Genomic DNA, 25,187 nt, shown 5'->3' with positions numbered 1-25,187 from the left:
AAACGTTCGCATGCATGCCTGAACTCCCCGAAGTCGAAGTCACCCGCCGCGGCATTGCGCCGCATGTGGCGGGCACGCGCGTCGCTCGCATCGACGTTCGCAATGCATCGTTGCGCTGGCCGGTGCCCGCCGGGCTCGATGCCTTGTTGCGTGGCGAGACGCTCATCGACGTGACCCGTCGCGGCAAATACCTGCTGCTCGAATATGCGCCGGGCTGGTTGCTGGTGCATCTGGGCATGACCGGGACGTTGCGCGTCTTGCCCGAGCCGGAAGCGTTGCCGGTCGCCGGCATTCACGATCACATCGATCTCGTGTTCGAGCGCTGCGCGTTGCGCTATCGCGATCCGCGCCGCTTCGGCGCCGTGCTGTTTCATCCGCGTTCGGCCGGCGATGTGCTCGGTCATGCGTTGCTCGCCAATCTCGGTGTCGAACCGTTTTCCGATGCGTTCGACGGCAACCTGCTGTACGCGGGCACACGCGGGCGCTCCGTGGCCATCAAGCAAGCGTTGCTGGCAGGCTCGATCGTCGTTGGCGTGGGCAATATCTATGCGTCGGAAAGCCTCTTTCGTGCGGGCATCAATCCGCGGCTCGCGGCCGGAAAGCTCTCGCGTCCGCGTTGCGAAAAGCTCGCCGTTGCGGTGCGAGAAACGCTCGCCGCAGCGATCGAGAAAGGCGGCAGCACGTTGCGCGATTTTGTCGGCAGCGATGGCAAAAGCGGCTATTTCCAACTCGAATATTTCGTCTACGACCGGACAGGGCAGCCGTGCAGAGTGTGCGGCACGCCGATCCGGCAGATTGTGCAGCAGCAGCGCTCCACGTTCTTCTGCCCGCACTGCCAGAAATGAACGCGTCTGACCCCACAAGAATATCCATGCCCCAATCGTTGACCGATACCTTCGCCGAACGCCTGATCGCATGGCAAGCCGAACACGGCCGCCACGATCTGCCGTGGCAAAACACACGAGACGCCTACCGCATCTGGCTCTCGGAAATCATGTTGCAGCAGACGCAGGTGGCGACGGTCATCCCGTATTACGCCCGCTTTCTCGAACGATTCCCCGATGTGGCGGCGCTCGCTGCCGCGCCGCAGGACGATGTCATGGCGCTCTGGGCCGGCCTCGGCTACTACTCCCGCGCCCGCAATCTACATCGCTGCGCGCAGGTCGTGATGGCCGAGCACGGCGGACGCTTCCCGTCCGACCCCGAGACGCTCGCTACGCTGCCGGGTATTGGCCGCTCGACGGCGGCGGCCATTGCCGCCTTCGCCTACGACGCCCACGCGGCGATTCTCGATGGCAACGTCAAGCGGGTGCTGGCGCGCGTCTTCGGCATCGAAGGCTTTCCGGGAACGCCGAAGATCGAGCGCGAGATGTGGGCATTGGCGGAATCGCTGCTGCCCGAGCGCGATTTGCCGGCGTACACGCAGGGCATGATGGATTTGGGCGCGACGTTGTGCGGACGCGGCAAGCCGCGTTGCGAGGAATGTCCGTTCGACAGCGACTGTGCCGCACATGCGACGGGGCGCGAGCGCACGCTGCCGACGTCGAAACCCAAAAAGGCCCAGCCGGAGCGTTACGTGGACGTGCTGGTGATTCGCGCCGGTGAGCGGGTGCTGTTCGAACGGCGCCCTGATAGCGGGATCTGGGGCGGGCTATGGAGCCTGCCGGAACTCACGCCGCCGCTCGATGCTCGCGAGGATGACGACGCTGCACTGCGTGACCGTATCGGCGCGCGCGCGTCGACGTTGGGCGCCGCGCATGGCGTGGTGCGATCGATGGTGCCGCTGCTCGGGCTCACGCATGTATTCACGCACTTCAAACTGCATCTCCGCCCGTGGCTGGTGACGATGGCCCATTCGGCCGAATCGAGCGCGGCAATGGGCTCGCAGCAGGCGTGGATGAGTGCAGGGGAGGTGGCGGGAGCCGGTCTGCCCTCGCCGATCCGCAAGATTGCCGAAGCCCTTGCGCCCGGCGACGGGCAATTGTCACTGCCGGCCTGATTCAACCCGATTGGGTGTGGATCAGGCGCCTTCGCCGTCCGCAAGTTCGCGGTGGCGTACCAGAACGCTCGACTCGGCGCGAAAGCGCTCGCCGAGCGTTTCGGCGATGAACACCGAGCGGTGCTGTCCGCCGGTGCAGCCGATGGCCACGGTCAGGTAGCTGCGGTTATCGCGCATGAAGCTCGGCAACCACTTTTGCAGATACGCGCCGATGTCATTGATCATCTCGTCGACTTCCGGAATCGCAGAAAGGAAGTCGATGACGGGCTGGTCGCGGCCAGTGAGTGGCCGTAGTTGTGTGTCGTAGTACGGATTGGGCAGCGAGCGCACGTCGAAGACGAGATCGGCATCGAGCGGCACGCCGTGCTTGAACCCGAACGATTCGAACATCAGCGTCAGGCCCGTGTGATCGTGCTGCACGAATTCGCGAATCCAGCGCCGCAATGCACTTGCGCGCAGATTGCTCGTGTCGATCTGATGACCCAGCTCGGTCACGCTGTTGAGCATCTCGCGCTCTTTCTCGATGGCCTCCACGAGCGACCCGCTGGCATTCACGGGATCGGTCGAGGCGGCGGAGAGCGGATGGCGGCGGCGCGTTTCCGAAAAGCGTTGCACCAGCGTTTGCGTGGTGGCATTCAGGAACAGCACGCGCACATCGTGGCCGAAACGGCGCAAGCCGCCGACGATCGGCGGCAGATCGGCGAGCGAGCCGCCGCTGCGCGCATCGATGGCGACGGCCAGACGTGTGTAGTTCTGCGTTTCGAGGTATTCGGCGAGCTCAGGCAGAAAGCGCGACGGCAGATTGTCGACGCAGTAGTAGCCCGCATCCTCGAGGACGTTCAGGGCGAGCGATTTGCCCGAACCCGAAACGCCGGTAATCAATACGATCTTCATGGCATTTCCCGGATACAACCATGATGGTAAGCGATTGTGTCGTTCGGGTGTCGGGCTTGAAATTGCGTGAATGGTTCCACGCGGCTTTCAGGCTTTCGCTCATTTGGGGCGCGATCGGGGCATCAATGAAAACGGCGCCCGTGGGGGCGCCGTTCGCGAACACCGTTGGCAAGCCCGGATATCAGGCCGCCGGTTGACTCGACAGGCACTGTTTCATGAACGCCTTGCGGTCGTCGCCCTTCTTGCCGGTGGCGGCCGTGTTGCAGGACTTCATCTTGTCTTGCTGGGTTTGCTTGGCGGCAGGTGCCGGGGTGCCGGCGGCCGACAGACATTGCTTCATGAACGCCTTGCGATCGTCGCCGGTTTTGCCGGTGGCCTGTTGATTGCAGGCGGTCATCTTGTTGTTTTGCGAGTTCGCCTTGGGTGCCGCCGGTGCCGAGGCCGTTTGGGCGAAAACGGGCGATGCGAGCAGCGGGGACAGCAGGAGCAGTGCAGCGAGTGCTTTCTTCATGGTCGTCTCTCCATAAGGGTCGGACACGCAAGGGGAAGGACTGCGTGGCGATTACAACATGAAAGAAAACGCGCCGCAATCGCGCGGCGTTGACAGAAAAAAGCAGAAATTGCGGTAAACCCGGGGGATTGGGCTGGCCGAGAGGGTGCTGAGGCTCAGAGCAGCTTGCCCTGCATGCCGTCCGGGTCCTGCATGGCCTGGCGCTGGCGCTCCATGAAGTCCTTGAGCGTATCGATACCGCGCAGTTGCAGTATCGTGTTGCGCACGGCGGCTTCGACCAGCACGGCGAGGTTTCGCCCGGCCGCCACTTGCAGGATCACCTTGTTGATGGGCAGTCCGAGCACGTCGACCGTTTGTGCTTCGAGCGGCAGGCGCTGGAATTCGCCATCGGGGCGGCGCACCAGTTGCACGATCAGCTTGAGCTTCATTTTCCGGCGCACGGCCGTCTCACCGAAGATCGTCTTGATGTCGAGCAGGCCGAGGCCGCGCACTTCCAGCAGGTTCTGCAACAGCGGCGGACAGCGGCCTTCGACGAAATCGGGTCCAAGACGCACGAAATCGACGGCATCGTCGGCGACCAGTCCGTGTCCACGGCTGATCAGTTCCAGACCGAGCTCGCTCTTGCCAAGACCCGAATCGCCCGTCAGCAGCACGCCCATGCCCAGAATGTCGATAAAAACGCCGTGCATCGTGCAACGCGGTGCGAACACACGCGAAATGTACAGGCGCAGGCTATCGATGACCGAAGCGGTCGAGAGCGGGGTGGTGAACAGCGGGGTGGACGAGCGTGTGCAGCGCAATACGAGGTCGGGCGGGGCTTCGAGGCCGTCGGCGACCACGAGGAACGGCGGCTCCAGCGCAATCACCTCGCCCATATGACGCTTGCGGTTTTCTTCCGTCAGGCGCTGGTAGTAGCGCAGTTCGGCTTCGCCGAGCACCTGAATACGGTTCGGGTGGATGAGGTTCAAGTGACCGACAAGGTCGGCGCTCGATGTGGCGGTGGCCACGCTCTCCGGCGTGAAGCCGCGCTCCCACCCCTCATGGCCGGTCAGCCACGACAGCCGCAGCGTGGCGGCGTTGTCGTCGAAAATGCTTTGCGCGTTGATGCCGGTCAGTTCCACCGCGTCGCCTCGTTCGGTTGGGGGTGTGGGGTCTACGCTACGGGGCTTGTCTGGCGTGTGGGCTCAGGGCTGCCAGTTCGCGAGTGCCGTATGAATGTCTTCGGCGCTTGGTGCATTCGACAACGTCTCGCGCATCGATCGGTCCGAAAGCAATTGTGCGATTTCGGACAGGATTTCGAGATGTTGCTGGGTGGCTTGTTCGGGCACCAGAAGGAAAAACAGCAGGGACACCGGCTGGCCGTCAGGGGCTTCGAAGGGGATCGGCGCTTCCAGGCGCACGAACGCCGCCATTGGATGCTTCAGGCCCTTGATTCGACCATGCGGAATCGCCACGCCTTCACCGAGTCCGGTCGAGCCGAGTCGCTCGCGCGCGAAGAGATTGTCGGTGATGACAGCGCGAGTGAGCCCGGCATTGCTCTCGAATAGGAGCCCGGCTTGCTCGAAGACGCGCTTCTTGCTGGTGACGGAGAGTCCAAGCAGGATGTTGGACGCAGGTAAGAGTTTGACTAAACGGTTCATCTTGTAATGCGGGCGAACGCGTAGTCGCCCTCCAACCCCCGATTGACCTCGCATTATAGACCACCTGCCGCTGACCCCCGCGCCATTCCCCAGAAATGCGCCAAGCCATATAAAAGGGGCCGTTCAACGGCCCCGCGGTGGGTGATGCCAGACTATGACAGACGCAATTGCAGGCGCGAGGTTCCGCGCGGGCTTTCGTCAGTGTCAGTCGACGCGACTACCACGCCAGTCAGCACTCATTGCAGCGGTTCCTGCTCGGGCGGCTGCTGATGCTTGATGGCCTCGCGACCGTGGTCCTGAACCTTGTCCTTGAACTGGATTACCTTGCGGTCGAGCATATCGATCAGCTTGTCGATGGCGGCGTACATATCTTCGTCACACTTCTCGACGAAAATCTCCTTACCCTTGAGAAACACCGTAATGCTGGCTACCTGGCGTCCGGTTTTCTCCTTGGTCTTGTCGACAGAGAGGATCACCTCGGCGCCCATCACTTGATCGAAATGGCGCAACACGCGGTCAAGCTTGTTAGTCACAAATTCGCGCAGCGAAGGCGTGAGTTCGAGATGGTGTCCACTGATCTTCAGATTCATAGCTGCTCTCCTTGCTGAAATGCCGAAGTGCAGGCCACGTCACAAATGACGGGCTAGCGGGAGTGCGAGCCATTCATGTGACGCAATGTCGCACTGCGGCGTTATGCCCCAGCAGGCCAACACGGCTCACCAGGACTGTCCTACAAAGATTTGCGCAAGTTGACTGCGGGAATTCGCATGGCTTCGCGGTATTTCGCGACAGTGCGTCGCGCCACCACGAAACCCTGCTCTGCCAGCAGTTCCGCGATACGGCTGTCGGAAAGGGGGCTCTGCGGGTCTTCGGCTCCTATCAGTTGCTTGATGAGGGCACGGATGGCCGTGGATGACGCGGCCCCTCCGGCTTCCGTCGCGACGTGCGAACCAAAGAAGTACTTGAGCTCGAAAGTTCCGAATGGAGTGAGCATGTACTTACTGGTTGTCACCCGCGAAATCGTGGATTCGTGTAAACCCAGCGTATCAGCAATCTCGCGCAAAACCAAGGGGCGCATACCGATTTCGCCGTGGGAAAAGAAGTTCTTTTGACGCTCGACAATGGCCTGCGCGACCCGCAGGATCGTGTCGAAACGCTGCTGAATGTTCTTGATCAGCCAGCGCGCTTCCTGCAATTGCTGTTGGAGGTTCCCGGTGCCCGGATCGTTGCGATTATTTCGCAGAATTCGTGCATACATTTCGTTGATGCGCAGACGCGGCATCACTTCGGGATTGAGCTCCGCCGTCCAGCCGCTGCCCTGCCGGCGCACGAGGACGTCGGGAATGACGTAGTCGGCCTGCGGCGTGCCGTACGCGGCCCCCGGAAACGGGTCGAGCGAGCGAATGAGTTGATGCGCGGCGCGCAGGCTGTCTTCGCCCACGCCAAGCACGCGACGCAGCCGCGTGTAGTCACGTGCGGCGAGCAGTTCCAGGTGATCGGAGACGATACGCAGCGAAATCGTGCGCACCGGGCTCGCAGGCAGCCGCTGCAATTGCAGCCGCAGGCACTCGGACGGGGTGCGTGCACCGACGCCGGCCGGGTCGAAGCTTTGCAGCAGCGCCAGCGCGGCATTGATCTCTTCGGCCTCGAGCGACAGTTCTTCGGCCACTTCCGCCTGAATTTCATCGAGCGTCGTGCCCAGATAACCGTCTTCGTCGAGCGACTCGATTAAAAACTCCACCAGCGCGCGATCGCGCGGCGCGGCCTTGGTCACGCGCAACTGGGCCAGCAGGTGTTCACGCAGATTCGGATGATCGACGTGCAGTTGCGGGCGCGAGTTGTTGTCGTCGTCGTCGGTGGCATTGCCCGTGCGGGCGAAGTCGTTCAGGCTCCAGTCACTGCCGCTGTCCTGGCCGTTATCGTCGAAACGCGCTTCGCCATCGAGCTCGCGTGCCTCGTCGTGACCGTTACCCTCGGACGGCGCGTCGTTCGTGCTGCTGACCGATGTCGTGCGTTCATTGCGAAGCGAGCCGTCGGTGCCGACGCGCACGGACCCGGCGAGCCAATCGTCTTCGCGCTCGAGCATCGGGTTCTGGGTGAGGGCATGCTCGACTTCTTGTTGAAGTTCGAGCGTCGACAGTTGCAGCAACCGGATCGATTGTTGCAACTGGGGGGTGAGGGTCAGGTGCTGCGAGGTGCGGAGTTGGAGGGTCGGTTTCATAACGTTTCTCGCCTTCATTGTAGAGGCTTTGTCACGTCAGCGAAACCGGCCTGCCTCGCTATCGGAGGCAGGGTTTACATGCGAAAAATTAGCTTTACATCCGGAAATTTTCGCCCAGATAAACGCGCCGGACGCTTTCGTCGGCAACGATCTGGTCAGGCGTGCCGGCGGCGAGCACCGAGCCTTCGCTGATGATGTACGCGTGATCGCAGATACCGAGCGTTTCGCGCACGTTGTGGTCGGTAATCAGGACACCGATACCTCGGTCTTTCAGGAAGCGCACGATGCGCTGAATTTCCAGCACCGCGATCGGATCCACACCCGCGAACGGTTCATCAAGCAGGATGAAGCGCGGCTGGGTGGCCAGTGCGCGGGCAATTTCCACGCGACGGCGCTCGCCGCCCGAGAGCGACATGGCCGGGTTCTCGCGCAGATGCGCCACTTGCAACTCGTCGAGCAACGACTCGATGCGGCGCTCGATTTCATCGCGCTTGAGCGGTTTGCCCTGCGCATCGACCTGCAATTCGAGCACGGCGCGAATATTGTCTTCGACCGTGAGCTTGCGGAACACCGACGCTTCCTGCGGCAGATACGAAACACCCATGCGCGCGCGTTCGTGAATCGGCAGTTCGCTGATCAGGTTGCCATCCAGCTGAATCTCGCCGTCGTCGGCCGGCACCAGCCCCACGATCATGTAGAACGACGTGGTCTTGCCGGCGCCATTGGGCCCGAGCAGCCCCACGACTTCGCCGCTTTTCACGTCGAGCGAGACGTCCTTGACGACGGTGCGGGCACCGTATTGTTTCTTGAGCGAGCGCACGACGAGCGCGCTGGGCTTGCCGACCATGCCGGCGCCCTGATTGATGCTGGAAGCGTTGCTTTGGTCGGGATTACTCACGCGGATTCTCTAGGCGTTTGGAAGGAGCCAGTGCCGGCAGATCGCCCTTGGGCGCTGCGGCGGCAGGCTTGCTCGCGCCGCCGGGCTGCGCTTGGTTAGCGCCCGTGGCATTGCGAGGCGCGAGCGTCGCACGCACGCGGCCATTCGGATTGTTCGAATTGACCTGATCGGCGCCGCTATTGGCGGTGTACACCTCGTTGTACGTATCGTACGTGATCACGCTGCCGTGAATCTCGTCGAGCACCTTCGTACCGCCGGCCAGACGCTTGAGCGTGGCCTGCGTGGTCAACGTGGCGACTTCGGTCTTGCCGTTGTAGTAGATCGTCTGGCCCCAGCCGTCGATGTACTCGTCCAGACCGTCGCGTTTCTGACGCATGTACGCGAGCGGACCGCCCGGCTTGTAATAGGCGGTGGCGTACTGATAGCCCTCCGGATCCTGAGTCACTTCGACGCGATCGGCCTTGAGGAGAATGGTCCCCTTGGTCATCGTCACGTTGCCGGTGAAGATGTTGACCTGCTTGAGGTCGTCATAGCTCATGTGATCCGCTTCGATGTTGAGCGGCTTGTCGCGGTCGGCATGCTCGGCATGGGCGAGCGGCGACGCCAGCGCGCCGAGCACCGCGAAGGCGGCGGCCAGAGCGCGCAACGAGCGGCGGATGCCGTCAAGCGGTTGATACGAAGCGGGTCGCAGGTAAGGGCGATCGGTCATGGGGTCTTGGGGCCCTGTGTTGTCTTGGGTGGCGCGCTCGGGGCAGTGGCTGCCGGAGCGCCCGTTGTTGCGGCGGGCTGGGCCGGCGGCTTGTTGCCGAGCTCGGCCGGCTGGATTGTGCCATGCACATTGCCGAGCAATTGTACGGCCCGGGAGATGTTATTGAAAATCATGCCGTCGCCGTACATCACGGACTGGCCGCGATACAACACCACCGGCAGTTCCGTGCGCACGATGTCTTCGTTCACGAGCACCTGAAAGTGCTCGGACAGCGCGCGCATTTCAGGGTCGCGCGGCCCCGCCTGGCGGACCACGACGGCATCGTCGTACAGATCCACCACCGACATATCGGCGTTGAGCGTGCCGCGCTTGCTGGTGGCCGTCACTTCCGGCGAATCGGGCGTGAAGGCGCGCACGGCCGGGAGCGTCATGGCGGTCGTGGCGTCGTCCTCGTAGTGCGTCATGTGCACGGCGTTGACGCGATACTGCGTGAGGCCGGTCGGCGACAGCATGGAGATCACCATGTTGTCGGCGTAGTAATCGGGGATGTGTTTCTTGACGTACGGCGAGCGATCGGCGTCGGACGGCAACGTGCGCTGCACGAGCCAATAGGTTCCCGCGGCGAGACCGGCGAGCACCGTGATGGCGATCAGTGAAGCGGGCGAGACGCGTTGTGCGGCCATGAATTCTTCGGCTCCGGGCGCGTCAGGCGAGGGCTGCGGCGAGCAGGGCGTCGTAACGTCCCTGCGCGTGCAGAATGAAGTCGCACAGCTCGCGTGCTGCGCCGTTGCCGCCGCGCGCACTGGCAATCCAGTGGCAGCGCGATTGCACTTCGGCGTGCGCGTTGGCCGGACACGCGGCAAAGCCCACGCGGGTAAGCACCGGCAGATCGGGCCAATCGTCACCGATATGGCCGCAGGCTTGCGCACTCACCGACAGTTTGTTGCAGAGGTCTTCGAATGCCACGCGCTTGTCGTGTACGCCCTGATACACATGGGCCACGCCGAGATCGGCGGCACGTTTCGCCACGATGTCGGACTTGCGGCCGGTAATGATCGCGGTGACGATACCTGCCTCGGCCAGCAGCTTCAGACCGTGACCGTCGAGCGAGTCGAACGTCTTGAAGGTTTCACCCGCCGGCCCGTAACGCAGGCCACCGTCGGTGAGCACCCCGTCGACGTCGAAGACCATCACGCGCAGTTTGGCCGCGCGCGCCGTGGCGTCTTCCCGATCGAAATGAGGTACTGACGTGGCGGCAGTCGAGGTGGTGGGGGCGGTAGTACGAGGTTGATTCATGGGGCGCAGACTCACACGACCTTGGCGGCGAACAGGTCGTGGACGTTCAGCGCGCCTACCAGGCGGTCGTTCTCGGTCACGAGCAATTGCATGATGCCGAAACGCTCCATCAATTCGGCGGCTTCGGCGGCGAGTTGATCCGGGCCGATAGTGCGCGGGCCGGCGGTCATCACGTCGGCCAGCGTCAGCGCGCTGAAGTCGAGCGTACGTTTGAACAAGCGGCGCAGGTCACCGTCAGTGAAGATGCCGACCACGTGGTCGTTGGCGTCGACTATGGCGGTCATGCCGAGGCCCTTGGCGGTCATCTCGAGCAGCGCGTCCGACAAGCTGGCGTCGGTACGCACGCGGGGAATCCGTTCGCCGCTGCGCATCACATCGCGCACGAAGGTCAGCAGGCGACGGCCAAGTGCGCCGCCGGGATGCGAGCGGGCGAAGTCTTCCGCGCCGAAGCCACGCGCGTCGAGCAGTGCGACGGCAAGCGCGTCGCCGAGGGCGAGTGCAGCAGTCGTGCTGGCCGTGGGGGCGAGGTTGAGCGGGCAGGCTTCCTTTTCGACGTGGGCATCGAGATGCACGTCCGACAGGCGGCCAAGGCTTGAATTCGGGTTGCCGGTCATGGCGATGAGCTTCGCGCCGAGGCGCTTGACCATCGGCAGCACGCTGACCAGTTCACCGGTCTCGCCTGAATTGGAGAGGGCGACGACGACGTCGTCTGCGGTGATCATGCCCAAGTCACCGTGGCTGGCTTCCGCCGGGTGAACAAAGAACGCGGGCGTGCCGGTGCTGGCGAAAGTGGCCGCCAACTTGCGGCCGATATGCCCTGACTTGCCCATGCCGGTCACGACCACCCGGCCGCGGCAGGCGAGCAGCAGCGAGACCGCTTCAAAGAAGCTGTCGTCGAGGTGTGCGGCGACGCGTTCGATGGCGTCCGCTTCGGTGCGCAACACCTCCCGGGCGACCTCGAGTGCCCGGCCTGGATTGATTTTCGCTATCATGCGCGGAGTATATCAAAATGGTCGCGGCGCCGAAGGACAGCCGCGCCAGGCTTAGGCGCACGACGCCCGGGGGCATGCCCCATCTTGCCGCCGACGTGATCCGATTCCGTCATCGGGACTCAATCTGGCATGACACTTGCGTGACAAGTGTTGCGCCCAATCAGGAAACCCACCTCCGCTGATGGCTTCGCCGCTCGAACTCACTCTCGTTCTGTTGTTTGCCGCCTGCGTCGGGGTGGTGCTGTTCCGCATGCTGCACCTCCCGCCGATGCTCGGCTACCTGAGCGTGGGCATCGTCATTGGCCCGCACGCGCTCGGGCTGGCGTCCGATTCGCAGCGGGTGCAGTACCTCGCCGAGTTCGGCGTGGTTTTCCTGATGTTCTCCATCGGCATCGAATTCTCACTCCCCAAGCTAAAAAGCATGCGGCGGGTGGTGCTGGGGCTGGGGGTTTCTCAAGTATTGGGAACGTTGCTCGTCTCGGTGGGCATCGGCGCGCTCGTCAACCTGTTCTGGTCGTTCTCGTGGCAGGCGTCGGTGGCGCTGGGCGGCGCGCTGGCCATGTCGTCGACGGCCATCGTCACCAAGATGCTCGCCGAACGGCTCGAACTCGAGACCGAGCACGGGCGCAACATCATGGGCGTGCTGCTGTTTCAGGATCTGGCCGTCGTCCCGCTGCTCATCGTGATTTCGGCATTGGGCGGCAATTCGAAAGCGCTGGTGCTGGCCCTGTCGCTGGCGGCGCTCAAGATCACGGGCGCGCTCGCGCTGCTGCTGTGGGTCGGACAGAAGCTGGTGGGCCGCTGGTTCCATATCGTTGCCGCGCGCCGCTCGCAAGAGCTGTTCATGCTCAACCTGCTGCTGCTCACGCTCGGCCTTGCGTACATCACCGAGCATCTCGGCCTGTCGATGGCGCTGGGCGCGTTCATCGCCGGCATGCTGATCGCCGAGACGCCGTTCCGGCATCAGGTGGAAGACGACATCAAGCCGTTCCGCGACGTGCTGCTGGGGTTGTTCTTCATCACCACAGGCATGCTGCTCGATCCGGTCATCGTCGTGAAGCAGCCGCTGCTGGTGCTGCTCTTCTTCGTCGGCCCGCTGCTCGTCAAATTCACGCTGATTGCCGGCCTCGCCCGTATTTTCGGCAGTACGCCGGGCACCGCCATTCGTACCGGCCTCGGCCTCGCGCAGGCGGGCGAATTCGGTTTTGTGTTGCTCAATCTCGTGATCGACCGGAATCTGCTCGACCCGTCGCTCTCGCAGGCGGTGCTCGCGGGCATGCTGCTGTCGATGCTGTGCGCGCCATTCCTGATCATCAATGCCGACCGCATCGCCCTGCGCTTCGTCGCCAACGAATGGATGATGCAGTCGCTGCAAATGACGCGCATCGCGACGCAGAGCATCAAGACGTCGGGCCACGTGATCATCTGCGGCTATGGCCGTTGCGGCCAGAATCTGGCCCGTATGCTCGAACAGGAAGGCATCGGCTACGTCGCGCTCGACCTTGATCCCGACCGGGTCATGGAGGCGGCCAGTTCAGGCGAAACCGTCGTCTTCGGCGATGCCGCGCGCCGTGAGGCGCTCGTCGCGGCGGGTATTCATCGCGCGGCGGGGATTGTGGTGACGTACGACAGCACGCCGGCGGCGCTCAAGGTGCTGGCACAGGTGCAGGCGCTCGAACCGACCCTGCCGGTGGTCGTGCGTACCGTCGACGACACCCATATCGATGACCTGATTGCGGCCGGGGCGACCGAAGTGGTGCCCGAGATCGTCGAAGGCAGCCTGATGCTGGCCTCACACGCGCTCGTACTGATGGGCGTGCCGATGCGCCGCGTGCTGCGCCGTGTGGCACAGGCCCGTAACGAGCGCTACAGCTTGCTGCGCGGCTATTTCCACGGGCTGGACGATGACGACGAAGGTGGCGAGCGCGAACAGGTGCGATTGCAATCGGTGCCGCTCACGCTCAACGCCGACGCGGTGGGGCGCACGCTGGGCGAGTTGCGCCTCGACAAACTGGGCGTGACGGTCACGGCCATCCGCCGACACGGCATCCGGGGCGTGGAGCCCGTGGCCGAAACACGGCTGATGGCCGAAGACATCGTCGTGCTGCGTGGCCTGCCCGAGAAACTGGCCGCCGCCGAGGCGCGGCTGGTGGGACGAGGCTAAGCACAAGCTACCAGAGGGGTAAAACGCACCGGAGCGCCGTCGACGGCTGCGCAACACCCGGACACGTCATCAAGCGAGACCCGTCGTTTTGGCATAATGTGGACTTTCGGGCGTCCGCCCGAGTGAATTTCCATCAGTATCCAGAAAGAGAAGGATCCCCGTGCAGATCGACGAGTCCCCTGCCGCCTACATCAAGAGCCAGATTCGCACCGTACCGGACTGGCCCGCGCCTGGTGTGCAGTTCCGCGACATCACGCCGCTGCTCAAGAACCCGCGCACACTGCGGGTGTTGATCGACGTGTTCGTGCATCGCTACATGGACCATCGTCCCGACTACATCGCCGGTCTCGACGCGCGCGGCTTCATCCTCGGCTCGATCCTCGCGTACGAGCTGAACATCGGTTTCATCCCCATCCGCAAGAAGGGCAAGCTGCCATACCAGACCGTGGCTGAAGAGTACGAACTGGAATACGGCAGTGCGACCGTCGAAATCCACGCCGACGCGTGCGGCCCCGGCGATCGCGTGTTGCTCATCGACGATCTGGTCGCCACGGGCGGCACCATGCTCGCGGGCAAGAAGCTGCTCGAGCGTCTGGGCGCCACCGTCATCGAAGGCGCGGCCATTGTCGACCTGCCCGAGCTCGGCGGCTCACGCATGATCCGGGATGCCGGACTGCCCCTGTTCCTGCTGTGCTCGTTCGAGGGCCACTGACCTAACCGTCAACCTCGCCTTCGCTCCTACTCGCCATTCGCCACCCGAACCGGACGCTGCGATGCCCAACCTCTGGCTGTTTTTGCTGACCTCGGTGGCGATTACGCTCGCACCGGGCCCTGACAACATGCAGGTCATCGCGCGCGGCATTGCTCAGGGGCGTCGCGCGGGGCTCGCGGCGGCGGCCGGCTTCACGTCCGGGTGTCTGTTTCACACGACGATTGCGGCCGTCGGTCTCGCGACCGTGTTGCGCTCGTCGCCGTTTGCCTTCGAAGCGATCAAGCTGGTGGGCGCGGCGTATCTCGTGTGGATCGGCATCAAGGCGCTGCGTGCACGCGGCGGCCTGACGATGGCGGGCAGCGCGGCGCCGCAGCCCTTGTGGGCCGTGTTCCGTCAGAGCGTGTTCGCCAACATGCTGAACCCGAAGGTCACGCTGTTCTTCCTCGTGTTTTTGCCGCAGTTCGCCACAGCGGACGCCGTCCATCCGGGCGGTCAGATGTTCCTGCTGGGGCTGGTCTTCATGGCGCAGACCATCGTCGTGTTCAGCGTCTACGGCTGGTTTGCGGGCGTGCTGGGCACGTGGCTCAAGCGCCGGCCGGGGGCGGGGCGCTGGCTCGATCGCGTGGCCGGCATGATCTTCATCGGGCTGGGCGTGCGCGTCGCGTTGCAGGGATGAAGGGGCAAGGCGAAGTAAGAGGAAGCAAGAAGAAGTAAGACGAGGTGGGGCGGGACAATCGCGGACCAGCGCGATGCCGCCCAAGCTGTTCCATGGCCCACGCGGGCCAAAGCTCGCCAAAGATTTCGTAGTCCAACCGTCATTGTCCGATCATGCTCGCCGAACAACGCCAACAGTACGTGCTCGAACAACTCACCAAGACCGGTGCGCTTGCCATCAGTGATCTGGTGCGTGAGCTGGGGGTCTCGCGCGAGACCGTGCGCCGCGATCTCAACACGCTCGCTGCGCGCGGACTTCTGCTGATGACACACGGCGGTGCACTCGCCGCCGATCGCAGCGAACCTGACTGGACGCTGCGTGAGAACGTCAACGCGGTCGGCAAGCGGGCCATCGGCGTGCGTGCTGCCGAACTCGTGCCCGACGGCGCGTCAGTCATCATCGACTACGGCACTACCACACGCGCCGTGGCGCAGGCCTTGCTCTCCAAGCATCGGCTGCGCATTTACACGAACGATTGGCAGATTGCGCGCCTGCTGGGCCGTCATCACGACAATCGCGTCACGCTGCTCGGTGGCGAATTGCAGGACAACGAAGATGCCGTGCAGGGCTGGGACGCCATCAACCAGATCTCGCAATATCACGCCGACTTCGCGTTTATCGGCGTGGGTGGCGTGACGGAAGACGGCGGCATCACCGACTTCAACCGCGCGGCGGCGGAATTGCGCGCTCGCATGCTGCTGTGCGCCAATGTGTCGGCGGTCGTGGCCGATCACACCAAGTTCGGCCGCGTGACGCCGGTGCGCATTCGCCACTTCGAGGCAGCGCGCTATCTGATCAGCGACGCTGCGCCGCACAAATCGATGCTCGCGCAACTGCGCGCACGTGGCCCTGAGTTGCTGATCGCCTGAACCAAGGCTTCATCGCCTCATAGCTTCACCGGTGTCTGGCTGCGCGCGTCGCCCAAGCGATGCCCGCAGCCGGCAACGGCACAACATTCCCTCAAATCGCCACACGTCGCCAAACGACGGCGCGGGCGACGCCTCACCTCCAATCTTCCCCCCACCCAAGACCCGTGCACCACGGCCCTGACGCGCCATTTCGGGGCATTTCCGCCCGCGCTGCCGGTGCCAAAAGATGTAGACAAAATCGACGCGGCGCCATGCCGCGGTCTTTCCCCGGTCTCGCCTGATGTGACCGTGTCGGCCATGTGACAGCCCCTGGTTCGTTACCGGAAACACTTCCAAACCGTTGAGCCGATAAGGGTTTTCAGCGCCGGCCAAAAAGCTGATCGATTGTCACTGTCTTGTCATCCGCGCTTTTTAGACTGCGTTCACTTTTGGCACAAATTGCCACAAAACAGCTAGTCGAGAGATGCAGGCGCCGCCTCCCGTCCGGGAGTGACGAAACGCGAACAGGCATCGGTCCCGACCGGCGTCGACTGACAGGTGAACCGTGGACGAAGCGATTCGAATCGAGCGACTGACCAAGACCTTTGGCAGCCGACGCGCCCTCGACGAAGTGGCGCTCAAGATCATGCCGGGCGAGATGGTGGCCCTTATCGGTGCGTCGGGTTCCGGCAAGTCGACGTTGATGCGTCACATCGCGGGCTTCGTGCCTGCCGATGCCCAGCCGGGCAGCATCGAAATTCTGGGCCGTCCGATCCAGCGTGACGGCCGCATCGTGCGCGAAGTGCGTCAGATCCGCCGCGATATCGGCTTCGTGTTCCAGCAGTTCAATCTGGTGGGCCGTCTGCCGGTGATCACCAACGTGCTCACGGGGCTGCTGGCGCGAGTGCCGCTGTGGCGCAGCCTGATGTTCCGCTTTACGCCGGCCGAGCGCCGCGAGGCGATTGCAGCACTGGCAGAAGTCGGCATCGCCGATCTGGCCTTCCAGCGCGCAAGCACGCTCTCGGGCGGTCAGCAGCAGCGCGCCGCACTGGCCCGCACGTTGGTGCAGGGCGCGAAGATCATTTTGGCCGACGAACCGATTGCCTCGCTCGACCCCGAGTCCGCACGAAAGGTGATGGACATGCTGGCGCGCATGAACCGCGATCACAAGCTCACGGTCGTGGTCTCGCTGCACCAGGTCGATGTGGCCATGCGTTACTGCGTGCGCACCGTGGCGCTGCATCAGGGCCGCGTGGTGTACGACGGCCCGTCGGCCGCGCTCACGCCGGATCTGCTGCGCCGCTTGTATGGCGTGCAGGCCAGCGAACTGCTGAACGAAAGCACTGAAGATTCCGAAGCTTCGGAAGACGGCACGGCGCAAAAGCCGGCCGAATCCGAAGCCCCTTTTCTTACCTCGATGTCCCTCAGCTTGACCTGACCAGGAGCTTGCTCTCATGAAACTGTGGAAAACCCTGCTGGCCGGCGCGGCCATGATCGCCTCAGTGGCGGTTGCGCACGCGCAGGAAATCAATTTCGGCATTATTTCGACCGACTCCAGCGCAGCGCTGCGCCAACGTTGGCAACCGCTGATCGACGACATGGAGAAGCAAACGGGCCTGAAGGTGACCCCGTTCTTCGCCACCGACTACGCCGGCGTGATCGAAGGCATGCGCTTCAACAAGGTGCAGCTCGCGTGGATGGGTAACAAGGGCGCGATGGAAGCCGTGGATCGCTCGCAAGGCGAAATCTTCGCGAAGATCATCTACGCCGACGGTTCGGAAGGTTATTACTCGCTGCTGATCGCCAACAAGTCGAGCCCGTACAAGACGCTCGACGACGTGCTCAAGAACGGCAAGAAGATCAACTTCGGTCTGGGCGATCCGACCTCGACGTCGGGCACGCTGGTGCCGGGTTACTACGTGTTCGCGAAGAACAACATCGATCCGCGCACGTACTTCAAGACGGCTCGCAGCTCGAACCACGGTGCGAACCTGATGGCTGTGCTGAACAACCAGATCGACGTCGCCACCAACAACACCGAAGAGCTCGACAAGCTCGAAGCCACGCAGCCGGAGAAGGCCAAGCAGGTTCAGGTGCTTTGGAAGTCGCCGCTGATCCCGTCGGACCCGATGCTGTGGCGCAAGGATTTGCCGGACGCTACCAAGAAGAAGATTCGCGACTTCTTCCTGGCCTACGGCAAGGATGCGCACGAGAAGGAAGTGCTGAAGAACATCTACAACTACGGTGGCTTCCGCGCTTCGAGCAATGCCCAACTGCTGCCGATCCGTCAGCTCGAACTGTTCAAGCAGAAGCAACAGCTCGAAGCCGACGCGAACATCGATGCTGCCAAGAAGCAGTCGCAACTGGCTGACATCGACAGCAAGCTGGCCGCGCTCGATCAGGAACTGAGCAAGACGAAGTAAGGCGGTATCAACGCCGTCGCAAGTCGTATCAAACAGTAGCAAGTGGTCTGCGGGACGGCACCTGTGTGCTGTCCCGCGACGCAGAAGTCCGATTCATCCACCGGTGAGCCTTGCCGGTATTTCACGTGGTACACGACATGAACACCAGCGTAACCTCCACTGCAAGCGCCCCTGTTGGCGCGACGGGCCGCCTGCCTGGCGAGCCGCCCAAGCGTTCGTGGCTGTCCTTGATCAGCTGGGGGGCGTTCTTCCTGATCCTGGTGTGGTCGTGGGGCGGTGCCGACATGCGCCCGCTCGATCTGATTCGCGACTCGGGCAACATGAGCCAGTTCGCGCACGATTTCTTCCCGCCCGATTTTCACGACTGGCGTGTGTATGTGAACGAGATGCTCGTGACCATTCACATCGCCGTGTGGGGCACGGTGCTGGCGGTGGTGTGTTCGATCCCGATGGGCTTGCTCTCGGCCTCGAACATGGTGCCGGCGTGGGTTTATCAGCCGGTGCGCCGCGTGCTTGACGCCTGCCGCGCGATCAACGAAATGGTTTTCGCGATGCTGTTCATCGTGGCCGTGGGGCTGGGCCCGTTCGCCGGTGTGCTGGCGTTGTGGGTGCACACGACGGGCACGCTCTCGAAGCTGTTCGCCGAAGCGGTCGAAGCGATCGACCCGCGTCCGGTCGAAGGCGTGCGTGCCACGGGGGCGCGTTCCATCGACGAAATTCTGTACGGCGTGCTGCCGCAAGTGATGCCGCTGTGGATCTCTTACACCCTGTATCGCTTCGAGTCGAACGTGCGCTCGGCTTCGGTGGTGGGGATGGTCGGCGCTGGCGGTATCGGTGTGGTGCTGTATGAAGTGATTCGCAGCTTCCAGTACGCACAAACGTGCGCCGTGATGCTGATCATGATCGTCGTCGTTACCTGCATCGACGTGTTCTCGGCACGCGTGCGCAAGATGGTGATCTGACCACGCATCACCACAGGACGTCAGCAGCAAAAAGGGCACCGGATGGTGCCCTTTTTCATTCTCGCCAGCCCGGTGCGGGCGTTTGATATCGCGAGGGAAGGGCGACACGATGTCGCCCAACCTCACCCCACTCAGGCGATCCGCTGCCCTTCCAGATACGTCGCACGCGGCACCGGCGGCATGCCCGGGCGTACGGCCACGCGCACCAGATCTGCGCGCAGGCCCGGGCGAATGCCGCCGCGATCCGTGAGGCCCACCGATTGCGCCGGGGCCCACGACACCGTATTCACCGCCCTCGACAGCGGCCAGCCGATCTCCTTGTGCAACTGGAACACCGCTTGCAGCAGGCTCGACGGCACGTAGTCCGACGACAGAATGTCCAGCGCGTCTTCACGCGCCAGATCAGCCGCCGCCACGTTGCCCGAATGCGAGCCGCCGCGCACGATGTTCGGCGCGCCCATGATCACGGCGATCGACTTCTCGCGCGCCGCACGTGCTGCGGCCAGCGTCGTCGGAAACTCCGAGAGCGAGACGCCATCGCGCACTGCCTCTTCCACGTGATCCAGCGACGTATCGTCGTGGCTCGCGAGCGGCAGACCGCGCGCACGGCTCATCGCCACAATTTCGCGGCGATGCGGGTGCGCGTAGGCGTCCTGTTGCGCCTTCATCTCGGCCAGCGTCTCCAGCCACTTGTCTTCGCTCAGCTTGCCGTTGCGTTCGTGATAGCGGCGGAACTGCACCGGGTCGTGCCACTGGCGCTGCCCCGGCGTGTGATCCATCACCGACACCAGCCGCAGCAACGGGTGGTCGCTCATCTGCGCAAAGGCATCCACCGCGTCATGCGTCGCGACTTCGCAGCGCAAATGCAGAAAGTGATCCGCGCGCAGCAAACCGGACGCGGCCGTATCCAGCAACGTCTGCGCACACTCGCTTTGCACCTTGCGGCTGCGCAGTCCGACCGAGTCGCGCTCGCCGATGGCCAGCGCGTCGAACACCGTCGTAATACCGGCAGCCGCCACCTGTGCGTCGTGAATGACGAAGGCAGCCTGCGTATTCCACAACACGCCGGGGCGCGGCGCGAGGTGTTTCTCCAAATTGTCCGTGTGCAGTTCGACGAGACCGGGCAGCAGATGATCGCCCTCCCAATCGATAGCCTCAGGGGCTTGCGTGGTGCCTTCTTCCACAGAATGAATGCGGCCCTCGCGCACTTCCACCACCCCGGTAAAGGTGGTCTCGGGCGTGACGATGCGGGCGTTCTTGATAAGCATGGACGAAAACTCCGAAATCAATGAGCGGGGCGTAGGACGGGGCGCATCGCGAGCGTGCGCGTGGCGACCTCGTCGCGAGTCGCCTCGTCGTGAAAGATGCCGACGATAGCGCTACCGGCGGCACGTGCCTCGGCGATCAGTTGCGCGACCACGGCACGGTTCTGGGCATCGAGCGACGCCGTGGGCTCGTCGAGCAGCAACACGGGCGCCGCCGCGATCAGCCCGCGCGCGATGTTGATGCGCTGCTGCTCGCCGCCGGAGAACGTGGCCGGTGCCAGCGTCCACAGCCGTTCGGGAATGTTCAGACGATCCAGCAAGGCACGGGCCTTTTCAGTAGCATCTTGCGCATCGACCCCCAGACGGCGCAGCGGCTCGGCCACGATGTCGAGCGTGCTCACGCGCGGAATCACGCGCAGAAACTGGCTGACGTAACCGAGCGTGGTGCGGCGTACCGAGAGCACTTCGCGGGCCGTGGCGGTCGTGAGATCGACCCAGTGTTCGCGATGGCCGTCGTCGTGACGAATCTCGATGCGCCCGGCGTTCGCCAGATAGTTGCCGTACAGGCAGCGCAGCAGCGTGCTCTTGCCCGCGCCGGACGGCCCGACCAGTGCCACGCACTCGCCGCGTCGCACGGTCAGATCGACGCTGTCGAGCGCGGGAATCTGCGCGTCGACAGCCCCCGCATGTGCATGCAGGTGAAAGGTCTTGTGCAGCCCTTGCGCGCGCAGCATCACATCGTGTTCGCGCGTAGCGAGCGTGAGCGATTCGTGGCGAAGGGCACCAGCGGCGGCGTTCTGAAGCATGTTGTGAGGTGTCGTTCCGGAAGTCATACGGGCAGCACCGAAGAGACGAGCAATTGCGTGTAGGGGTGTTGCGGATCGTCGAGCACCTGATCGGTCAGCCCGGCTTCCACGACGCGCCCGCCTTGCATCACGATCAACCGGTGAGCAATGAGCCGCGCGACACCGATATCGTGCGTGACGATGATGGCCGCCAGATGAAGGCGCTCCACGAGCGAGCGCAACAGATCGAGCAGACGTGCCTGCACCGAGACGTCGAGACCTGCCGTGGGTTCGTCCATGAAGACGAGGCGCGGCTCGGTGACGAGATTGCGGGCGATCTGCAAACGCTGTTGCATCCCGCCGGAAAACGCGCCGGGCATCTCGTCGACACGCTGCGGATCGAGCTCGACCTGCGCCATCCAGTGACGCGCCTTGCCGCGGATATCGCCGAAGTGACGTGCACCGACGGCCATCAACCGGTCGCCGATGTTGCCGCCGGCCGAGACGTTCATGCGCAGGCCGTCGCGCGGGTTCTGTTCCACGAAGCCCCATTCGGTGCGCAGCAGGCGGCGCTTGTGCGCCTCGTCGAGGGCGCGCAAGTCGTGCAGCACGCCGTCGGTGCCGCGATAGTGCAACGTGCCGGCGTCGATCTCGTGACGCAGGGCCAGCGCGTTGAGCAACGTCGACTTGCCCGAACCCGATTCGCCGACGACGCAGATCACTTCACCGGGCCACAGGTCGAAACTCACGCCCTCGCAACCGATCCGGTCGCCATAGCGCTTGGCGAGACCGTCGACGCGAAGCAGCGGCAGGTCGGCGACGGGCGGCATCCCGGCGGACGCATTCGTCACGGCGTTCATGCAACCTCCTTCGCGGTGTCGTCAGCCGTCGACGCGAGCGCCGTGCGGCTGCCGCAGTAATCGCTGTCCGAGCACACATACATGCGCGTGCCCGCGTCGTCCGTGATCACTTCATCGAGGAAGCTCTCGGTCGCCCCGCACAGTGCGCAATGCGCGTCCCACTTCTGAATCTCGAACGGGTGGTCGTCGAAGTCGAGGCTTTCGACCGGGGTGTAGGGCGGAATGGCATAGAGACGCCGCTCGCGGCCCGCCCCGAAGAGTTGCAGCGCCGGGTTCATATGGAGCTTGGGGTTATCGAACTTCGGAATCGGTGACGGCGACGAGAGATAGCGCCCGCCCACGATCACCGGGTAGTCGTACGTCGTGGCGATGGCGCCGTGCCGCACGATGTCCTCATAGAGACGCACGCGCATGAGCCCGTATTCGCCCAACGCGTGCAACTTGCGCGACTCGGCGATGCGCGGCTCCAGCCGGAACAGCGGCTCGGGCATCGGCACCTGATAGACCATGATCTGGCCTTCGCGCAGCGGCGTTTCGGGAATGCGGTGACGCGTCTGGATGACCGTGGCGTCGGCGGTCTTCGTCGTGGTGGCCACACCGGCCGTGCGCGCGAAGAACCGGCGGATGTTGACCGCGTTGGTCGTATCGTCCGCGCCCTGATCGATCACCTTGAGCGTGTCGTCCGCGCCGATCACGGCGGCGCTGACCTGAATGCCACCCGTGCCCCAGCCGTACGGCAACGGCATCTCGCGGCTGCCGAACGGCACCTGATAGCCGGGAATGGCCACAGCCTTGAGCAGGCTTCGGCGGATCATGCGCTTGGTCTGCTCGTCGAGAAACGCGAAGTTGTAGCCTTCTGCGAGTTGCGCGGGTTCAGGCGTGGCAGGTGTGGCAGGCGTGGCGTGTGGGGTCGTTGTCGAATCGAATGTGGCGGCGTCGCTCATGCGGCCTCCTGCTTGTCTTGGGTGGCCGTGGACGCATCCTCGCCGGCGCGGTCAGCGTCAGCCGTCTGGGCGCCGTATTTGGCAGCGTGCTCGGCGCGCAACCGGCGCACGAGTTCCAGCTCGGCTTGAAAGTCGACGTAGTGGGGCAGCTTCAGGTGCTGCACGAAGCCCGAGGCCTCGACGTTGTCGCTGTGATAGAGCACGAACTCCTGTTGCTGCGCGGGCGACGTAATCGCGTCGCCGAGTTCCTGCGTGCGCAGTGCACGGTCGACCAGCGACATTGCCAGCGCCTTGCGTTCGTTGTGTCCGAACGCGAGTCCGTAACCTTGGGTGAACTGCGGCGGCACGTCCTGATTGCCACCGAACTGCGTGACCATCTGGCATTCGGTCACGGCAATTTCGCCGATGTCGATCGGGAAACCGAGTTCTTCCGGTTCGATCTCGATGGCGACGTGCCCGATGCGAATCTCGCCCGCAAACGGGTGATCGTTGCCATAGCCGCGCTGCGTCGAATAGCCGAGCGCGAGCAGAAAGCCTTCATCGCCACGTGCGAGGTTTTGCAATCGCGCCGTGCGTGACGCGGGCGTGAAGAGCGGGGTGTGAACCAGATCGTGCGGCTCGGGATCGAGATCGTTGGCGCGCAGCGATTCGAGCAGACCGTCGCGCCCGAGAATGTCGGTCACACGCGGGGTCGTGTCGATGGGCGGCAGCGGCGGGATACCCGTAGCATCACCGGCATCGGGGGCATCACCCGCATCGGAGGCATCGTCATTGTGCTCACGCACTTCACCCGCCAGCGGCGCCGTCGCCGCTTCGCCTTCCGCGAGCAGCGCGAAGTCGAGCAGACGCTGGGTGTAGTCGTAGGTCGCGCCGAGGAGCTGCCCGCCCGGCACGTCCTTGAACGTGGCAGAAATACGGCGCGACAGACGCATCGCAGCGGTATTGATCGGCGTGGTGGTGCCCAGACGTGGCAGCGTAGTGCGATAGGCGCGCAGCAAGAAGATCGCTTCAACCAGATCGCCCGCGGCCTGTTTGATCGCGAGCGCCGCGAGCGTCTCGTCGTAAAGCGCCCCTTCGCTCATCACGCGCGCCACGGCCAGACGCATCTGCTCGCGAATCTGCGTGACGGTGAGGGCGGGGATCGACGTATCGCCGCGCCGCGCTTTGGCGAGCAGGTCCCAGGATTGTTCGATGGCGCGTTCGCCACCTTTGACGGCCACGTACATCAGCACACCTCCACATGCGTGGTGCGCGGCAGGCCGAGCACCGTATCGCCTGCCGCGATCAACAGATCGAGCCCGGCAGGAAAACGTGGCGCCAGCGCCGCACGCGCCTGCCAGAAAGCGGTGTCGAGACCGCCGACGCTCACATCGGTATGCGTTGCGATGCCCGGCCCGCGCAAACGCAGGTGCAGCCCGCCGTCATTCGCATGACCGGCCGCCAGCGTGGGCACATCGACGATCAGCGTGGCCGAGTGTTCGGGCGATTCGGACGTGCCGAACGCAAAGTGATCCAGCGCCGGACAGCGCGCGGGGTCGGTCAGCAGCGCGAACTGTGCCGTCGCCAGCGCGGCGTCACCGCCGAGCAGTGGCGCGCCGGTATGAAAGCGCAGCGCGCTGCTCACTTCCGGCAACACGGCTTGCAACCAGACGGGCGTGGTCGAGTCGGCCAACGCCAGCAACGTGGCTCGGGCGGCGACACTGGCCTCGTCGCTGGGCGCGAGGCGGCTGCCGACACTGCGCAGTTGGCCGGGGCGCGCCAACGCGTCGAGCACCGCGCGAAACACGCCTTGCGCGTCATGCACCGGATCGGCGAAGCCGGGTTGCAGTTGTGACCAGTCGGGCATCGATGCCATCAACATTCAAGCCTCCCGAACCATCGTGAAGAATTCGACACGGCTGGCAGCCGTGGCCGTCTTGGCCTGTTCCACCGCGTCGGCAACGCGTTGTGCAATGGCCGCAAGCGGTCCCGCAGCAAGCGTGGCGTGGTGTTGGGGCATCTGCATGAGCGCATCGAGTCGTGCGACGCGCACCGCGCGCTCGGCATCGCGGCCGAGCACATAGCCGGTGCCGACCACGCCGTCGCGCTGACGCAGCGTGCAGCGCGTGAGCGTGGTCTCGCCGAGGTTGAAGCGATCGCCGCTGCCGCCGACCCGGCCCTGTACGAGGACCAGGCCGGTCTGCGGTGCGCGCAGCCAGACGAATTCAGGCGCGTCGGGGCAGCGCGCCAGCGCGTCGTCAAGCTCGTCGCGCGTGGCGCGGGCGAGCAACGCCAGCCAGCGCTGCCGCGCCTGCGGGGCGGGGGAGCCCGCGTCGTGCGCGGTATCGAAAGTTGTGTTTGGCATGATTG

Annotated in this window: 27 protein-coding genes; 9 read left to right on the top strand and 18 right to left on the bottom strand. The window is 64.0% G+C overall.

Annotated features, from left to right (window positions below; translation table 11 throughout):
- Positions 1–14 precede the first annotated feature (14 nt).
- On the top strand, positions 15–845 hold the full coding sequence (gene mutM, locus CDV44_RS19795) for a bifunctional DNA-formamidopyrimidine glycosylase/DNA-(apurinic or apyrimidinic site) lyase (RefSeq protein ID WP_087689888.1): 831 nt from the start codon (positions 15–17) through the stop codon (positions 843–845).
- Positions 846–871: 26 nt separating this feature from the next.
- Entirely contained in the window at positions 872–1,999 is a 1,128-nt protein-coding gene (gene mutY, locus CDV44_RS19790; RefSeq protein WP_371328787.1) for an A/G-specific adenine glycosylase, read from the top strand.
- A gap of 21 nt (positions 2,000–2,020) precedes the next feature.
- Here mutY and rapZ read toward each other — a convergent pair whose 3' ends face one another.
- The 11 genes from rapZ to CDV44_RS19735 all read right to left on the bottom strand — a co-directional run bounded on the left by rapZ (position 2,021) and on the right by CDV44_RS19735 (position 11,160).
- A complete protein-coding gene (rapZ, locus tag CDV44_RS19785; RefSeq protein WP_087689885.1) occupies positions 2,021–2,893 on the bottom strand; it encodes an RNase adapter RapZ in 873 nt (290 codons plus the stop codon).
- Between the two features lie 181 nt (positions 2,894–3,074).
- Complete coding sequence (locus CDV44_RS19780) at positions 3,075–3,404, bottom strand: PsiF family protein (RefSeq protein ID WP_087689883.1); 330 nt, start codon at positions 3,402–3,404, stop codon at positions 3,075–3,077.
- Between the two features lie 155 nt (positions 3,405–3,559).
- Positions 3,560–4,525, bottom strand: coding sequence for an HPr(Ser) kinase/phosphatase (gene hprK / locus CDV44_RS19775; RefSeq protein WP_058377146.1), 966 nt, complete (start codon positions 4,523–4,525; stop codon positions 3,560–3,562).
- 63 nt (positions 4,526–4,588) lie between these two features.
- A complete protein-coding gene (gene ptsN / locus CDV44_RS19770) occupies positions 4,589–5,044 on the bottom strand; it encodes a PTS IIA-like nitrogen regulatory protein PtsN (protein WP_058377147.1) in 456 nt (151 codons plus the stop codon).
- 236 nt (positions 5,045–5,280) lie between these two features.
- Positions 5,281–5,634 carry a ribosome hibernation-promoting factor, HPF/YfiA family gene (hpf, locus tag CDV44_RS19765; protein ID WP_087689881.1) on the bottom strand — a complete coding sequence of 118 codons (354 nt, stop codon included), beginning with the start codon at positions 5,632–5,634 and terminating at the stop codon, positions 5,281–5,283.
- 140 nt (positions 5,635–5,774) lie between these two features.
- Positions 5,775–7,265: an RNA polymerase factor sigma-54 gene (locus tag CDV44_RS19760; protein ID WP_058377149.1), complete on the bottom strand. Its 1,491-nt coding sequence runs from the start codon at positions 7,263–7,265 to the stop codon at positions 5,775–5,777.
- A gap of 94 nt (positions 7,266–7,359) precedes the next feature.
- Positions 7,360–8,112 (bottom strand): LPS export ABC transporter ATP-binding protein, encoded by a 753-nt coding sequence (gene lptB / locus CDV44_RS19755; protein WP_058380055.1) that lies wholly within the window; start codon positions 8,110–8,112, stop codon positions 7,360–7,362.
- A 43-nt stretch (positions 8,113–8,155) separates the two neighbouring features.
- Entirely contained in the window at positions 8,156–8,872 is a 717-nt protein-coding gene (lptA, locus tag CDV44_RS19750) for a lipopolysaccharide transport periplasmic protein LptA (RefSeq protein ID WP_087689879.1), read from the bottom strand.
- Positions 8,869–9,555 (bottom strand): LPS export ABC transporter periplasmic protein LptC, encoded by a 687-nt coding sequence (gene lptC, locus CDV44_RS19745; RefSeq protein ID WP_087689877.1) that lies wholly within the window; start codon positions 9,553–9,555, stop codon positions 8,869–8,871. Before lptC ends, lptA begins: the two co-directional genes overlap by 4 nt.
- Before the next feature lie 22 nt (positions 9,556–9,577).
- Positions 9,578–10,063 (bottom strand): HAD family hydrolase, encoded by a 486-nt coding sequence (locus CDV44_RS19740; RefSeq protein WP_249277665.1) that lies wholly within the window; start codon positions 10,061–10,063, stop codon positions 9,578–9,580.
- A gap of 116 nt (positions 10,064–10,179) precedes the next feature.
- The gene (locus CDV44_RS19735; RefSeq protein ID WP_058377151.1) at positions 10,180–11,160 is read right to left on the bottom strand and encodes a KpsF/GutQ family sugar-phosphate isomerase; all 981 of its coding nucleotides are present in this window, start codon (positions 11,158–11,160) and stop codon (positions 10,180–10,182) included.
- Positions 11,161–11,341: 181 nt separating this feature from the next.
- Here CDV44_RS19735 and CDV44_RS19730 point away from each other — a divergent pair, with 181 nt between their 5' ends.
- From CDV44_RS19730 to phnE, 7 genes are all read left to right on the top strand, one after another.
- On the top strand, positions 11,342–13,324 hold the full coding sequence (locus CDV44_RS19730; protein WP_058377152.1) for a monovalent cation:proton antiporter family protein: 1,983 nt from the start codon (positions 11,342–11,344) through the stop codon (positions 13,322–13,324).
- A 160-nt stretch (positions 13,325–13,484) separates the two neighbouring features.
- Positions 13,485–14,036, top strand: a complete 552-nt coding sequence (locus CDV44_RS19725) for an adenine phosphoribosyltransferase (protein ID WP_087689873.1) — start codon at positions 13,485–13,487, stop codon at positions 14,034–14,036.
- A 61-nt stretch (positions 14,037–14,097) separates the two neighbouring features.
- Positions 14,098–14,712, top strand: coding sequence for a LysE family translocator (locus tag CDV44_RS19720; RefSeq protein ID WP_087689871.1), 615 nt, complete (start codon positions 14,098–14,100; stop codon positions 14,710–14,712).
- Positions 14,713–14,864: 152 nt separating this feature from the next.
- Positions 14,865–15,620: a DeoR/GlpR family DNA-binding transcription regulator gene (locus CDV44_RS19715; RefSeq protein ID WP_058377155.1), complete on the top strand. Its 756-nt coding sequence runs from the start codon at positions 14,865–14,867 to the stop codon at positions 15,618–15,620.
- A gap of 544 nt (positions 15,621–16,164) precedes the next feature.
- On the top strand, positions 16,165–17,037 hold the full coding sequence (gene phnC / locus CDV44_RS19710; protein ID WP_087689869.1) for a phosphonate ABC transporter ATP-binding protein: 873 nt from the start codon (positions 16,165–16,167) through the stop codon (positions 17,035–17,037).
- 16 nt (positions 17,038–17,053) lie between these two features.
- Positions 17,054–18,022 (top strand): phosphonate ABC transporter substrate-binding protein, encoded by a 969-nt coding sequence (gene phnD / locus CDV44_RS19705; RefSeq protein WP_087689867.1) that lies wholly within the window; start codon positions 17,054–17,056, stop codon positions 18,020–18,022.
- A 137-nt stretch (positions 18,023–18,159) separates the two neighbouring features.
- Positions 18,160–18,984, top strand: coding sequence for a phosphonate ABC transporter, permease protein PhnE (phnE, locus tag CDV44_RS19700; RefSeq protein WP_084655996.1), 825 nt, complete (start codon positions 18,160–18,162; stop codon positions 18,982–18,984).
- Between the two features lie 131 nt (positions 18,985–19,115).
- Here phnE and CDV44_RS19695 read toward each other — a convergent pair whose 3' ends face one another.
- The 7 genes from CDV44_RS19695 to phnG form a co-directional block, all read right to left on the bottom strand.
- Positions 19,116–20,252 carry an alpha-D-ribose 1-methylphosphonate 5-triphosphate diphosphatase gene (locus CDV44_RS19695; protein WP_087689865.1) on the bottom strand — a complete coding sequence of 379 codons (1,137 nt, stop codon included), beginning with the start codon at positions 20,250–20,252 and terminating at the stop codon, positions 19,116–19,118.
- Between the two features lie 17 nt (positions 20,253–20,269).
- Positions 20,270–20,983: a phosphonate C-P lyase system protein PhnL gene (gene phnL, locus CDV44_RS19690; RefSeq protein WP_087690755.1), complete on the bottom strand. Its 714-nt coding sequence runs from the start codon at positions 20,981–20,983 to the stop codon at positions 20,270–20,272.
- Positions 20,984–21,078: 95 nt separating this feature from the next.
- Complete coding sequence (gene phnK / locus CDV44_RS19685) at positions 21,079–21,864, bottom strand: phosphonate C-P lyase system protein PhnK (RefSeq protein ID WP_087690753.1); 786 nt, start codon at positions 21,862–21,864, stop codon at positions 21,079–21,081.
- A gap of 26 nt (positions 21,865–21,890) precedes the next feature.
- Positions 21,891–22,838 carry an alpha-D-ribose 1-methylphosphonate 5-phosphate C-P-lyase PhnJ gene (locus tag CDV44_RS19680; RefSeq protein WP_087689864.1) on the bottom strand — a complete coding sequence of 316 codons (948 nt, stop codon included), beginning with the start codon at positions 22,836–22,838 and terminating at the stop codon, positions 21,891–21,893.
- Complete coding sequence (locus CDV44_RS19675; protein ID WP_087689862.1) at positions 22,835–24,064, bottom strand: carbon-phosphorus lyase complex subunit PhnI; 1,230 nt, start codon at positions 24,062–24,064, stop codon at positions 22,835–22,837. The genes CDV44_RS19680 and CDV44_RS19675 overlap by 4 nt, the downstream gene beginning before the upstream one ends.
- The gene (phnH, locus tag CDV44_RS19670; protein WP_249277629.1) at positions 24,064–24,699 is read right to left on the bottom strand and encodes a phosphonate C-P lyase system protein PhnH; all 636 of its coding nucleotides are present in this window, start codon (positions 24,697–24,699) and stop codon (positions 24,064–24,066) included. The genes CDV44_RS19675 and phnH overlap by 1 nt, the downstream gene beginning before the upstream one ends.
- Positions 24,700–25,182: a phosphonate C-P lyase system protein PhnG gene (gene phnG, locus CDV44_RS19665; RefSeq protein WP_087689860.1), complete on the bottom strand. Its 483-nt coding sequence runs from the start codon at positions 25,180–25,182 to the stop codon at positions 24,700–24,702.
- Positions 25,183–25,187 lie beyond the last annotated feature (5 nt).

The organism is Pandoraea sp. PE-S2R-1 (genome assembly GCF_002179865.1).
Classification (GTDB): domain Bacteria; phylum Pseudomonadota; class Gammaproteobacteria; order Burkholderiales; family Burkholderiaceae; genus Pandoraea.
This window is presented reverse-complemented; position numbering and strand designations above follow the sequence as displayed.

Excerpts from the sequence above, each read along its gene's own strand:
- mutM (WP_087689888.1), top strand. The coding sequence starts at position 15 with ATGCCTGAACTCCCCGAAGTCGAAGTCACCCGCCGCGGCATTGCGCCG.
- mutY (WP_371328787.1), top strand. The coding sequence starts at position 872 with ATGCCCCAATCGTTGACCGATACCTTCGCCGAACGCCTGATCGCATGG.
- rapZ (WP_087689885.1), bottom strand. The coding sequence starts at position 2,893 with ATGAAGATCGTATTGATTACCGGCGTTTCGGGTTCGGGCAAATCGCTC.
- CDV44_RS19780 (WP_087689883.1), bottom strand. The coding sequence starts at position 3,404 with ATGAAGAAAGCACTCGCTGCACTGCTCCTGCTGTCCCCGCTGCTCGCA.
- ptsN (WP_058377147.1), bottom strand. The coding sequence starts at position 5,044 with ATGAACCGTTTAGTCAAACTCTTACCTGCGTCCAACATCCTGCTTGGA.
- hpf (WP_087689881.1), bottom strand. The coding sequence starts at position 5,634 with ATGAATCTGAAGATCAGTGGACACCATCTCGAACTCACGCCTTCGCTG.
- CDV44_RS19760 (WP_058377149.1), bottom strand. The coding sequence starts at position 7,265 with ATGAAACCGACCCTCCAACTCCGCACCTCGCAGCACCTGACCCTCACC.
- lptB (WP_058380055.1), bottom strand. The coding sequence starts at position 8,112 with ATGGTCGGCAAGCCCAGCGCGCTCGTCGTGCGCTCGCTCAAGAAACAA.
- lptA (WP_087689879.1), bottom strand. The coding sequence starts at position 8,872 with ATGACCGATCGCCCTTACCTGCGACCCGCTTCGTATCAACCGCTTGAC.
- lptC (WP_087689877.1), bottom strand. The coding sequence starts at position 9,555 with ATGGCCGCACAACGCGTCTCGCCCGCTTCACTGATCGCCATCACGGTG.
- CDV44_RS19740 (WP_249277665.1), bottom strand. The coding sequence starts at position 10,063 with ATGGTCTTCGACGTCGACGGGGTGCTCACCGACGGTGGCCTGCGTTAC.
- CDV44_RS19735 (WP_058377151.1), bottom strand. The coding sequence starts at position 11,160 with ATGATAGCGAAAATCAATCCAGGCCGGGCACTCGAGGTCGCCCGGGAG.
- CDV44_RS19730 (WP_058377152.1), top strand. The coding sequence starts at position 11,342 with ATGGCTTCGCCGCTCGAACTCACTCTCGTTCTGTTGTTTGCCGCCTGC.
- CDV44_RS19720 (WP_087689871.1), top strand. The coding sequence starts at position 14,098 with ATGCCCAACCTCTGGCTGTTTTTGCTGACCTCGGTGGCGATTACGCTC.
- CDV44_RS19715 (WP_058377155.1), top strand. The coding sequence starts at position 14,865 with ATGCTCGCCGAACAACGCCAACAGTACGTGCTCGAACAACTCACCAAG.
- phnD (WP_087689867.1), top strand. The coding sequence starts at position 17,054 with ATGAAACTGTGGAAAACCCTGCTGGCCGGCGCGGCCATGATCGCCTCA.
- phnE (WP_084655996.1), top strand. The coding sequence starts at position 18,160 with ATGAACACCAGCGTAACCTCCACTGCAAGCGCCCCTGTTGGCGCGACG.
- CDV44_RS19695 (WP_087689865.1), bottom strand. The coding sequence starts at position 20,252 with ATGCTTATCAAGAACGCCCGCATCGTCACGCCCGAGACCACCTTTACC.
- phnL (WP_087690755.1), bottom strand. The coding sequence starts at position 20,983 with ATGCTGCGCGCGCAAGGGCTGCACAAGACCTTTCACCTGCATGCACAT.
- phnK (WP_087690753.1), bottom strand. The coding sequence starts at position 21,864 with ATGCCGCCCGTCGCCGACCTGCCGCTGCTTCGCGTCGACGGTCTCGCC.
- CDV44_RS19680 (WP_087689864.1), bottom strand. The coding sequence starts at position 22,838 with ATGAGCGACGCCGCCACATTCGATTCGACAACGACCCCACACGCCACG.
- CDV44_RS19675 (WP_087689862.1), bottom strand. The coding sequence starts at position 24,064 with ATGTACGTGGCCGTCAAAGGTGGCGAACGCGCCATCGAACAATCCTGG.
- phnH (WP_249277629.1), bottom strand. The coding sequence starts at position 24,699 with ATGTTGATGGCATCGATGCCCGACTGGTCACAACTGCAACCCGGCTTC.
- phnG (WP_087689860.1), bottom strand. The coding sequence starts at position 25,182 with ATGCCAAACACAACTTTCGATACCGCGCACGACGCGGGCTCCCCCGCC.